The 12647-nt window shown below is 52.9% G+C and carries 5 protein-coding genes; 3 read left to right on the top strand and 2 right to left on the bottom strand.

Annotation, left to right across the window (positions count from 1 at the left end; all coding sequences use genetic code 11):
• Positions 1–4: 4 nt before the first annotated feature.
• Positions 5–3871 carry a hypothetical protein gene (locus HMPREF9442_RS10935; RefSeq protein WP_008628480.1) on the top strand — a complete coding sequence of 1289 codons (3867 nt, stop codon included), beginning with the start codon at positions 5–7 and terminating at the stop codon, positions 3869–3871.
• Between the two features lie 81 nt (positions 3872–3952).
• On the opposite strand, the gene HMPREF9442_RS10930 is transcribed toward HMPREF9442_RS10935, so the two are convergent.
• Positions 3953–5875: a glycoside hydrolase family 97 protein gene (locus tag HMPREF9442_RS10930; protein ID WP_008628479.1), complete on the bottom strand. Its 1923-nt coding sequence runs from the start codon at positions 5873–5875 to the stop codon at positions 3953–3955.
• Positions 5876–6033: 158 nt separating this feature from the next.
• Between HMPREF9442_RS10930 and HMPREF9442_RS10925 the strand changes: the two genes are divergently transcribed.
• On the top strand, positions 6034–8313 hold the full coding sequence (locus HMPREF9442_RS10925; protein ID WP_008628475.1) for a heparinase II/III domain-containing protein: 2280 nt from the start codon (positions 6034–6036) through the stop codon (positions 8311–8313).
• Positions 8314–8326: 13 nt separating this feature from the next.
• Positions 8327–10243, top strand: coding sequence for a glycoside hydrolase family 127 protein (locus tag HMPREF9442_RS10920; protein WP_040602994.1), 1917 nt, complete (start codon positions 8327–8329; stop codon positions 10241–10243).
• An 86-nt stretch (positions 10244–10329) separates the two neighbouring features.
• Here HMPREF9442_RS10920 and HMPREF9442_RS10915 read toward each other — a convergent pair whose 3' ends face one another.
• Positions 10330–12564, bottom strand: a complete 2235-nt coding sequence (locus HMPREF9442_RS10915; RefSeq protein WP_008628471.1) for a glycoside hydrolase family protein — start codon at positions 12562–12564, stop codon at positions 10330–10332.
• Positions 12565–12647 lie beyond the last annotated feature (83 nt).

Below are 12647 nucleotides of genomic sequence, written 5' to 3'. Positions count from 1 at the left end.
CACAATGAAAAAACAATTCTTTCTATCTCTCTTCATGTGCGTGGCCTTGTCGCTGCATGCACAGACGGACATGACGGAGCGCATTGTCAATCCCGGCTTCGAGGAGGAAGCTACCGGTTGGGAAATCAGTAGGATGGGACGCCAAGGAAATAGCGACTTCCCTTTGAAGGTGGGCGATTATTATGTCGAGACCTGGAGTGGAGCCGGAAGCCGGGTGGCGGATGGCAGTGTCGAGCAGGTGTTAACCGATTTGCCTGCGGGTACTTATACGGTGAGCGTGGTCGCGCAGAACATCCAACAGAATGATGCCGATGCCAAACAGACAGGGGTGTGGTTGTATGCCAATGACGACAAAACCGAAATTAATTTGCCGGGAAAATATGACGTGAAGACTACGACGGTAGATGGTACATTGGAGATTGGTCTCCTTGTACAAGGGGCAACGGGGAATTACGTATGTGTGGATGATTTTCACTTGACTCTTGAAGAACCAACGGAAGAGACTTATGAAGTTTTTCGTGAAGAGGTGGGCAAACTTATCACAGAAGCCGAGAGTATCGACAAGCATCTTGACACACCCGAACAGAAAGTGCTCGATGCCGCTTTGGCTGACGGGAAAGCTGTGGTAGACGGGACTTCTACTAAGGATGTGACCGAGGTGTATGCTGCATTGAAGGCTGCCATTTATAATTACCGGCTTGCGTTGGCTTCACCCGAAGAACCGTTGGAAATGACTTCCAATATGTTGAATCCAGATTTTGAGGACGATACCAAGGGATGGGTGTCTACTGGGTTCGGCACCCAAGGCAATGACGTTTTTGTGCTGAAGAGCGGTTCCTATTATTGTGAGATTTGGAATGGTGGGGCAAAAGTGCCGGATGCTGACATCTACCAGTTTGTAGAATTGCCCAACGGGAACTACCGGCTTACATTGTCGGCTCAAAACATTCTGGAAAGTAATCCGGCCATTGTACAGAGTGGTGCTTATGTGTATGCCAACAATGCGAAGAAAGAACTGAACCGAACAGCTCAGTACACGCTCGATTTCGTGGTAGTGGACAATCAGGCTCAAATAGGAGTGAACACAATAGGATGTACCGGAGACAAAGTGGCTTTTGATGATTTCCATATTTATTATACGGGATTCGATGCCGATGTCCAGTTTGCGGAGTTCAAGCAGATGATACAGGAAGGAGAAGCGTTGCTCGCTTCCTACCAGCATGCCGACAGTCTTGCCGCGCTGACGAAGGCCGTGAAAGAAGCCAAGGCTGTGACTGAGGTGGAAGACATCGCGGGTTATGCAGCCGTTTTGCGTGCGGCAATCAATGCCTCGCAAACCAGTGTGGGGGATTATGCTTTCTTCTTGGAAGCCATCCAAAAGTCGGAGAAGGTGCTTGCCGAAGGATTGGCTAACGGCGCGGACGGGCTGAAGGCGGCCATCGACAAGGCTGACGGGCTTTACAAGGCGGCCAAGAGTACAAGGGAAGAAATAGAATTGTTGGTCAAGGAGTTGGCTCAAGCAGAATTGCTGTATTATGCGGCCAATCCTTCGGGTGATGTGCCGGGGGTGGTGACATCGAGTTTCATTCCCCGTGGTGCCGTCGGAGCTTTGGGACGTGTCACCGTGAATGGCATGGAAGAGAAGGACATCAAGTTGCAGGGCTATTGTTGGGCCACCCACAAAGAACCGACTTTGGCAGACAATTATGTGACCGAAGGGGAGCAAGTGTTGAACTATCCCGGTCTCATTTATATCATGGAACCTTTGGAACCGGCCACAGTATATTATGTACGTGCTTTTGCCATGACACAGGGTAATGCTGTGGGATACGGTGAAGTGCGCAAAATCATAACGCTTCCCATGGGGAACTGTACTTGGAGTTATGCCAACAATGGGGAACCGGCAGATAACGAACGGATTAGTAATGCGTGTCGCGAGGCGATGGATTACTACAACAAATGGACGAGCATACGGGATTATGGGATTACAGTGTCTTTTGGTGCCGGCACTCCGACGGCAGAATGTAGTTATGGGGGATGGATGTCGGTAGGACCTAACCCTGCATACCAACGCACTGGAACGGTAATGCATGAATCCAATCATGGTGTGGGAGTAGGTCAACACGGACGTTGGTGGTATGAAGAACTCAAGGCATCTACCAAGTGGCAGGGTTTGTATCCCACCAAAATGCCTAAAATCCAGTCCGGTGTATGGTGGCAAGGTGACTTGGCCAACCTTATTGTGGAGTTTTTGACCAACGGACAGGATTTGTGTAACGGTGATGGCATGCACATGGGGCCTTTCGGCATCAACGGAGCCGGTGCGGACAATGGCACGCGTTTGCTTTATATCGCCAATGCCTTGCAGACGTTTGGACTGGGGGTAGACGGCTTGCCTCCTTCCGGTGGTTCGCCCACTCCTTATTATATATTCGAGAGCGAGGATGATGTCAAATACTATATCACGAACGAAGATGAGGCTTACGGACGCGGAACGGCTTACCTGACAGAGAATGCGGACGGCACGTTGGCTTATCGTGCTGTTTCTACGGACGAATTGGTTGGTGACGATGCCTACGCCTGGTATCTTGTATTCCAACCCCAGACATGCTATTACCTGTTGCGCAATGCCAAGTCGGGTAAGTATTTTACTTTCAAAAGCGGTACCATCAAGACCGCCGAAGTGGCCGAACCCGGAGAGAATGAAAGTTTCCACCTGATGAGAGGCCGTGTTCCGGTTATTTTGGGAGCGGGTGAACATTCCATTAATACCAAGGGGTATTGGATATGCGAAGGCAAGCGTAGGATTGAGACTCCTCCGGCATTGCAGGCCGAGGCAGACGGAGAGATAAAGACGGCTTCTTCGCAGGATTTCAGTAATGCGGCAGCCAACCAACGTTGGGTCATCCTCACGGCCGACCAGTTGCGTTTGGTGGACGAAGGTAAAGTGGCTTTGAACCGTGAGAAGCTGCGCCGTTATGTGGCCGGTGCCAAGGAGATGATGGACGTTCCGCATCATGATGCCACGGACGATGCTTCCGGTAGCTTCACGGCCTTGACCCAAAAGATGGAAGCGGCAGTGGACAAGCTTACAACCGTAGAAGAACTGGATGGTGCCATCCGCGAGATGTACACGGGCATCACTTCGTTCATGGCGAACACGGTGCTTGACAACCTGTCGGCCTACGACCTCTCTTTCCTGATTGACAATGCCGGTATGGAAAGCCTCGATGGTTGGGAATGCGCTCAAGCCGACGTGCTTCTTTTCACGAACGGGCTGTGCAATACTTCTTCGACGTTCGACATGTATCAGACGTTGAAACAAATGCCCAAAGGGGTGTATCGTGTCGGGGTACAGGGTTTTGAACGTCCGGGTGCCTATTCCCAAGTCGGTAAGGATTATGTTTCCGGCATTGACAACGTGGCCGCAGCTGTTTATTTATATAACAAGTCTTCCCTGATTAACAATATCATGGCAGGAGGACAAGAGAAAAAGTTGGGAACGGCTTCTCAGGTCTTGACGCAGGATTTGTATATCCCTAATAATGTGGCCGCAGCTGTCGATTATATGGAGGAACATCTTTACGACAATACGCTTGTCGTAGAAATCAAGAAAGATGTAGAAGACATGAAAGTGGGCTTGAAAAACACCAAGGTGGTTCCTTCCGACTGGATTGTGTTCGATAATTTTAGCCTTTTCTATTACGGAAGTAACGTGACCGAAGATGATGTGACCGGCATCAATGATGTGGAGGCAGACACGGTGGTTGAAGGAATGCAAGGAACCTATGACCTTTCGGGGCGTGCCATTTCGAATCCTACCCGTCCGGGAATTTACATTGTAAATGGTAAGAAGGTTGTGGTACATTGACGAGGGTAACAAGTACAAATATTCCGGGGATGCCAAGAACGGCATCCCCGGTTTTTAGTATTGGCAAAAAATGGATGCTTCTTATGGGGCTTTTTCTATTTCCATGGCCGCCCCGCCGGAAGCTTGCAATTCTAGTTTGAGGGACTGGCCGCCTTTGATGGTCTTTTGTCTGGTGGCAACCTTGGTACGTGTGTCCAAATCAGGGTCATCCTCGTAAAGTGTCACCACATACTTCTTTCCCCGTTGCAGGAACTCCGTGGGTAACGAGAGTGTCCGTGCGTCCATACCGTTCATGACTCCCACAAACCATTTTTGTCCGCTGCGCCGTGCGATGGCTACGTACTCACCGATTTGCCCGTCTATCGGGTAGGTCTCGTCCCATGTGGTCGGTACGTGTTTCCAGAAGTCCAGTTCCTTTTCGCCTCGGTAGAGTTGGGGCGTGTCGTACCAATAGAGGAAAGTGATGGGACTGTAATACACCACAGGCATGGCCAATTGGTGGCCGTGTGTGGCTTTTACCCGGTTGTTGAAGTAACAAGGCGTGTAGTCTGCCGGTCCGGCAAGGAAACGCGTGAAGGGTAAGGTGGTGTTGTGCCGTGCGTCGGGCATGGTTTCGTTACCGGCTATGCCTTCCTGGGTCATCAGGTTGGGCAGGGTGCGGCTCAATCCCGTGGGGCGGTACTCGTCATGTATGTCCACCATGATGCCATAATCCGCGCATTTGCGTACGGCGTTATGCAACCAGATGGTCCAGAACTGGTTGCCCACCTGTACGAAACCGAACTTGATGCCTTTGATGCCCCATTTTTTATAAAGGGGAAGTATGTCGTCTAATTGTTGAATCAGGGCGCGTTGGTTCACGTAAACCCATACGCCGATGCCTTTTGTGGCCGCATAGTCGCAAAGCGCTTTGAAATCCAGATCCTTACCTTCGGCCACTTTTGTGGCGTCACTGCTCATGAACATCTCCGGCCCATACCATCCGGCATCCAGTTCTATGTATTGCAGGCCTCGTTCGGCTGCGAAATCCACAGCCGCCAACGCGTCTTTTTGTTTTAACCCACAGCGGAATGCCTTGCCGGGTTTAATCCATGAAAGGTCTCCTTGCAGCGCACAGGGATCGTTCAGGTTCAGGTAGATATGGTTGTGGGCAATCAAATCTACGGGGCGTTCTGCCGCCATGATGACGCGCCAAGGCGTATCGTAGGGCGAGATGACATCCGCGCAGTCATACATGTTGGCCGTGACGGTGTTCGGCCGGGAGGGGGAAAGTCCGAATTTGGTACGCACATAATCGCGCATGCGGGCTTCGCCCAAGGACACGGTCAATCCGTCCGGCAGCTTCATGGTCAAGGGGCGTTCGCTTTCTCCGTCCCATCCCTTTAGCGGCAGCAATGTGATGGGGGCTTGTGCCCACGGTTCATAGTAGGCCATGGTGCCTTCGGGCATGGCAAATTCGGTCAGTTCCTTGGTGATATGCAGGAACAGCCCGTTGGTGGTGGAGGGGAAGTGGTAGCGGAAGGCCACACCTTCGTTGTAAGCCCTCACTTCCACGTTCATGAAATAAGTACGGGAACGGTCATAACCGTCCGGTGCTTTTTCCGAAGGGGCTTCTCCTTTCCTGAACTTGACACACAGGCTGCGGTAATGGTCTGGGATTTCTGCCCGTTCGCCATATAAAGGTTTCCATGTCTCTTTGTGTTCGGCAGAATCCACCCCGATAAAAGCCAAGTTGTCGCCCCACTGCTTGCAAGGGGCGTTAGGAATGTCGAGGGCACTTTCCAATAATTTGTTTTCTATGTCTACTCCCAGGTCTGATTTCCCTATAATCTTTTTTCCCTTGTATGATAAGGTGTAGGACAGCCGGGTTGCACCGTCCGAATCCTCTTGCGTAAAGGTGAACTCGTAATTGCGGTCGGGCGACCATAGTTTGTAAGTGTGTGGCGAGGCCCATCCCGAGGTGGCCAACCACAACATGCACAAAGAAATGAATTGTTTTTTCATTGATGGTAAAATTTGATTTTTAAAACCTTGTTCATATCCTAATACGATTGGGAAAGGCAATTCACTTACGCCAAACTGATTTTTTTTCTTTTCGAGTCAGTATTTTGCGGTTTTCAATCGTATTAGGATATAGAAGCGTTTAATGATTTAGATATAAGATGAAAAAGTTTTTTGTTTGTGTGGGAGGACTTTTCCTCTCCTTTTCGCTGTATGCGCAGCAAGTCAAGCATCCGGCCTTGCTGTTTACAAAGGCGAGGGTGGAAGCGGCCAAGTCGAGGATGGAGTCGGATACCTGCATGGCCCGTTGTTGGGAGGACATCCGCAAGGTGGCCGACGGGGCTTTGAAAGGAAATAATTTCCGGAGGGCGGACTATCTATCTTTGGCTTACCTGATGACAGGCGACCAACGTTATGCCGACCGTTTGAAGTCCATTTTGCAATCGTTGACGAGTGCCAAGACATGGGGAAGCGAGGAAATGCTGTCGCGGAAGCCCGTATGGCGGTCCGATTTGGGGTTGTCCCACAAATGCCTGATGTCCGCCCTGGCGTATGATGCCATCTACGAGACCTTGTCCGGACAAGAAAGGAAGGATTTGGCTGAAAAGTTGCTTCGTCTCGGGTTGGAACCGGCTTTGGGCGACTGGGTATTGGAACCCACGCGTATCCATACCCTCAATTCCATGGGACATAACTGGTGGACCTCTTGCGTGTACAATGCGGGCATGTTGGCTTTGGCGTTGCAGAACGAGCTGCCTCAGGCCCGCGAGTGGGCGGCAACCTTGAATGAGGTCATGCCCGAATGGTTCGGTTTTGCCGGGGACGTGTTGCAAAACAAGATGAAAACGTTCGACGAGTCCGGAGGCATGTACGAAAGCCTCAACTATGCCAACTTCGGCATACAGGAAGCTTTGCAGTACAGGATAGCCTGGCAGAACGCGTATCCCGGCCAGAAGGCTTCTCCCATACCGCAACTGGAAAAGCTGCCCGATTATTTCCTGCAAGTTTGTTATCCGCGTACGGGCATCCTTTACGACATCAATTTCGGTGACAGTCATAAGAATGTGACGGCAGAGTCGAGCATGATGCTCTTGTATGCCTTGGGGATACAGCGTCCGGACATGTTATGGTACTTCAACCAAGTACAGGACGGGCAACATCGTGACGGTTATTTCCGTAACCGCCCCATGGGGTTCCTGTACATGCCGGACGCGCGGAAGGCACCCGGAACGCCGGATTTGCCGACCTCATGGCTGCTGAAAGATTTCGGATGGGCCATGGTGCGCGATTCATGGAAAAAGGATGCCACGATGTTGGCCGTCAAGAGCGGGCATACCTGGAACCACTCGCATGCCGATGCCAATTCGCTCATACTCTTCCATAAAGGCGTGGACATCCTCAAGGATGCCGGGAATTGCAGCTATCCCAATCCGGAATACCGGGGATATTTCTTCCAAAGCGATGCGCACAACGTGGTGCTTTTCAATGGCGAAGGGCAGTCGCGGGAACAGCAGTATGAAGGCTCTTATCTGCGCGGTAGCCTGCACCATCTGATGGATAACGGGCAGGTGAAATATGTGTTGGCCAACGGTACGGGGCCGATGGCGGACAAGTTCAGCCGGAATTTCCGCCATTTCCTTTGGATGGATAAGGTCATTTACGTGATAGACGACATCAAGGCACATCATGCCGGGCACTTCGAATGGTTGTGGCATTATAGCGGAAAAGCCGTGAAGCGGGGGCCGGACTTGACCGTCACGTCGGATAGTGCGTCTGTCATCATCCGTCCGCTTTATCCCCGTCTGCTGGCCTTGTCCGATTTCGTGCATGACTATCCGGAAGATTTGTATTGGGAAGTGAAGACCGGACCGACGGAAGACTTGAAAGGCAAAGAGGAGTATTATTCATTCCATTTGCCCGGTGAGCATAAACGCATCAAAGGGTTGACCGCCATCATCCTGAAAGACCATCCCGGAGACAAAGACCTGCCTTATATGGAGAAACGCGAAGGCAAGGACTGGATAGGGCTGCGGGTGCGTCGCGGTGGTAAAGTGACCGACATGTATATCAACCAACAGGCCGACGGCAGGTTGATGCACAATAATTCATGGATTGAGGCCGACGGGTGGACCACGGATGCCTATATGTTCACCGTGACGTATGACGAAGGGGCAGACCCGTCTACGGCCGGGGACATTTTCGTTTGCTATGGCAGTGCCCTGCGCCGGGGCGGCGTTTCTTATTATTCTTCCTTGTCGAAGCTGTTCGTGATGCAGCATGCCGAAGGCAAGGAGCTGGATGTGCACGTACAAGGACAGCCCTACGTGCGGGCTGTTTTCCATGCAGGCTCGCGTCCTTCATCCTTGCGGGTAAACGGACATGCAGAAAAGGTGGTCTATGAGGATGGAAATGTGATATTGAAGAAACAGGTTAAATCATAAAAAACATAGATAGATGAAACAAAGAAAATGGTTATGTAGTTTGTTGTGTGCCTGTGCCACTATGGCTTGCGCCCAATCCGTTTATCCCGGCATATACGGGGACAAATTCAAGGAAGGGGTGAAAGTGCCGCTTGCTGCGGAGAGTTTTGAATTGCAGGACGTAAGGTTGTTGCCGGGGCGTTTCCGCGACAACATGATGCGGGATTCCGTTTGGATGGTGTCTATTGGCGTGGACCGCTTGTTGCATGGTTTCCGGACCACGGCCGGTATCTTTGCGGGGCGAGAGGGCGGTTACATGACCGTGAAGAAGTTGGGCGGATGGGAGTCCCTAGACTGCGAGTTGCGGGGACATACCACGGGGCATTTCCTTTCGGCCCTGTCATTGATGTATGCCGCGACGGGAAGCGAAGTGTTCAAACTGAAAGGCGACAGTCTTGTGGCCGGTTTGGCAGAGGTGCAGGTTGCCCTTGGGAACGGTTATTTAAGTGCATTTCCTGAAGAACTGATTAACCGTAATATCCGTGCCACAAGTGTTTGGGCACCGTGGTATACTTTGCACAAGATATTCTCCGGGCTGATAGACCAATATCTTTATGCCGGCAACACGCAGGCTTTGGAGGTGGTGAGAAAGATGGGCGACTGGGCCTATGCGAAACTCAAACCCCTTTCGGAAGAGACGCGCCGCAAGATGATACGGAACGAGTTCGGAGGCGTCAACGAGTCGTTTTACAACCTTTATGCCTTGACGGGCGACGAACGTTACAAATGGTTGGCCGGTTTCTTCTACCACAACGAGGTCATCGACCCATTGAAGGCGCAAAAGGACGATTTGGGTACGAAGCACACGAACACGTTCATCCCGAAAGTGTTGGCCGAGGCCCGGAATTATGAACTGACCGGCGATGCGGACAGCAAGGCCCTGAGCGAGTTTTTCTGGCATACGATGATTGACCGCCACACGTTTGCGCCGGGTTGCAGCAGCGACAAGGAACATTATTTTCCCACGGACAAGTTCACCGCGCATATCAGCGGTTATACGGGCGAGACCTGTTGCACATACAACATGCTGAAACTGAGCCGCCACTTGTTCTGTTGGGATGCCTCGCCCGAGGTGGCCGATTATTACGAACGTGCCTTGTACAACCACATCCTCGGCCAACAGGACCCTGCATCGGGGATGGTGGCCTATTTCCTTCCTTTGCAGACGGGTACGCACCGGGTGTACAGCACGCCCGAGAATTCGTTTTGGTGCTGTGTGGGCAGCGGGTTCGAGAACCACGCCAAGTATGCCGAAGCCATTTATTATCATGACCGGGACGGCATCTTCGTGAATCTGTTTATCCCTTCCGAAGTGAAATGGCGGGAAAAGGGACTGGTCTTGCGGCAGGATACCCGTTTCCCCGAAGAGGGCAAGGTGACGTTCACGGTCGGGTTGGACGAGCCGAAGCAGCTGACGGTAAGGCTCCGCTATCCGTCATGGAGCAGTGAGGTCAGCGTGAAAGTCAACGGCAAGAAAGTGAAAGTGCGGCAAAAGCCCGGCTCGTATATCCTCCTGTCGCGCCGTTGGAAGGATGGCGACCGTATAGAAGCGGATTATGCCATGGGGCTGCGTCTGGAGCGTACACCGGACGGGACGGAGCGTGGGGCTTTGCTTTACGGGCCGGTGGTACTGGCCGGTGAATTGGGGACGGAAGGCATGCAAGCGCCTGCACCGTATTCCGATCCGGCGAAGTACAATGATTATTATTCGTACGACTATCATATTCCCGAAGGGCTGCCCTGTGCGTTGCGTTGGGACGAGAAGCATCCCGGCAACGTGTTGCAACGCAAGGGAAAGGCTTTGGCGTTCGTCACGCCCGACGGCGTGGAGGTCAAGCCCTTGTATGATGTCCATCGCCAACGTTACGTGGTATATTGGAATTTGCGCTGACACCTATCTCTCGTGTCAGGACTGTGCCGATGAAAACAGAAAGCCATTCTTGCCGTGCCGGGGGCAGGAATGGCTTTCGTCTTGTTTTATTTCTTGATCGTGTAGGAGACCGACTGTCCGGCTTTTACTTTCACCTTGTCTTTCCATTTGAGGAAAGCGTTGTCGCCCAAAGGTTTCTTCGCTGATTCGCCGTTTTCGGCCACGAGGGTGACTTCCGCATCGTATGCCGTGGGGTTGGTGAGGCGGAGAACAAGCCGTTTGGTGTCGTTTTTTACCACCTGTGCTTCCACGCAGTCGAACACGTAGAACTGGCCGAGGTCGGTGCGGACATATATGCCCGGTATTTCCAAAGCCATCAACGCCCCGTTCGTCTCGTTCCATCCCGTCTCCCATCCGTCGGCCCGCGAACCGCGCCGGTCGGAGTCGCAGTAAGTGAGGCGTTCCGTGATTTTGCCGTTGGGTTGGATGCCCTCGGCATGCGCATGGATGATGTCGCGCAGGAGTTCGGCATACAACGTGTCGCCCGTGGCGCGGTAGAGTTTGAACAGCGCGTCGCCCGACTGTGTGCAGAATCCCGGTGCGCCATGTTTGTTTTGTGTGCTGGCCCATACGGCACCTGTCAAGTTGGCTCCCAACTGGGCCAATGGCGTGTCGTCGGGCAGACGGTAGTCGAACGAGACGGTCCACGAAGCGCATAAATGAGCCAAGTCTTGGGCTTGTTGCAGGTAATCGGCTTTTCCGGTCTTTTCGTATAGTGTCGTTAAAGAGGTCATCAGGGCGGCGGCGGTTTCGGAATCGGAATTCTGCAGGATGTCCCCACATCCGCCCGAAGTGAAGCCTACAATGGAAAACTGACGGTAGAAGTCGGATGCAGCTTGTTCGGCCACTTCCAAATAATCCGGGCAGTTGAAGTATTCCGCAGCCAACGCCAGTCCCCCTGCGGCCATTGCTCCGCTCGTGGTGTTGAACACGGCCACTTTTCCTGTTTCCACGTGCAGGTAGTTCCCCCATGTACCTTCTTCCTTCCATGTGCGTACGAATGCGTCGGCCAGTTTGCGCACGGCATCTTCCCACTCGGGCCGGATACGGTCGCTTTTGCCCATCCGCTTCATCAGGTCGAATTGTTTCACCATCCAATAGAGCACGTCGGCATTGCGGCGCGTCACAGCCACGCCCGGCACGACGGCGGCGGCATCGCGGTTGAGCACCGTGCCGTCCGGTTGCAGGATGTCATAGTAATAACCGCTTTCCCCTTTGGCACGGGGCAGGGCGAAGTCGAACGTGCGGGCCACGCGGCGCAGGTGTTCGTCGTCGCCGATGGCAAGCATGGGATAGGTGTTGATGAGTCCGCCAATCCATCCGTACGACATCCAGTCGGCCGTTTCGGGGCGGTAGAACTCCACAATGTCTTTTTGGTAATAGCGTGCGTCGATGTTCCGGTCCATGATGGACAACACTTCGCTCATCGGCACGAGGTGGCGTGGAGCGGCGCATCGGATATGGCGTTTGCGGTCGTGCATGAAGTGGCCGAGCAGTTGCGGCACGTCGTGGCAGGGATAGCTGAGGCGGGTCACGCGGATGGTGATTTCGTCTCCCTTGCGTATCGCGAGGCCGCGGTCCGGACTGGGGCTGAAGCCGATGAACTCCGGCTTTTTCTCCCTCACGCCGGGCGCACTGATGACGAACGAGGCCATGCTGCGGTCCGGAGCCTCTTCCACTATCAGCGCGTGGTCTATGATTTGTCCGTCCCGTTCGATTCCCTGGTCGGTCAGGAGGAGAACACCTTCTTGCTTTTGCCGGTCGAGGAATGCGATGACCGGAGTGGCGGCGTTGCATACGCTCACCTCCAAACGGGAGGAGCTGCCAAAATCAGGCGAAAGCTGCGGGATGGGGTTGGAGGTCAGGGCCAGGTCCGGACGGTCATAATCCGACGGGTCGAGCCCTGTGGCGTAATTGCGGTTCACGATGCGTTGGCGGTTGCCGTTGTAGACGGAAGCCGGAATCATCACGTAATTGTCGCTCGTCCAACGGTAGCGGTCGAAAGCCACGGCCACACCGGATTCGGGCATGTCTTTTAAAGCCTTGAAGCGGAACGTGAACAGTTCGCCGTCCTGTACCTTTTGTTTTTCCGTGCGGACTTCCCATTCGGGGTTTCTGCCGTCTATGGGCGTGCGGCTAACTAACCGTTCTTTGTCGTAACGGCATCCCAATAATCGGATTTCGCGGTTTTCCTCCGGCGTTGCCGGAAGCCATTTCTGTGCTTGCAGGCACAACGGGCATAGCAAGAGGTATCCCGTTAAAAGTTTCTGTTTGATCATCATCGGATGGATTTGAAATGAGAATCGTGTTTTCGGTCGCAAATTTATCATATTTCCTCTCTCCCTCCAAAAAACTGAAAGATAGT

The organism is Paraprevotella xylaniphila YIT 11841 (genome assembly GCF_000205165.1).
Taxonomy (GTDB): domain Bacteria; phylum Bacteroidota; class Bacteroidia; order Bacteroidales; family Bacteroidaceae; genus Paraprevotella; species Paraprevotella xylaniphila.
Note: the sequence above shows the minus strand (reverse complement) of the source record. Positions and strands in the feature narration are given on the sequence as shown.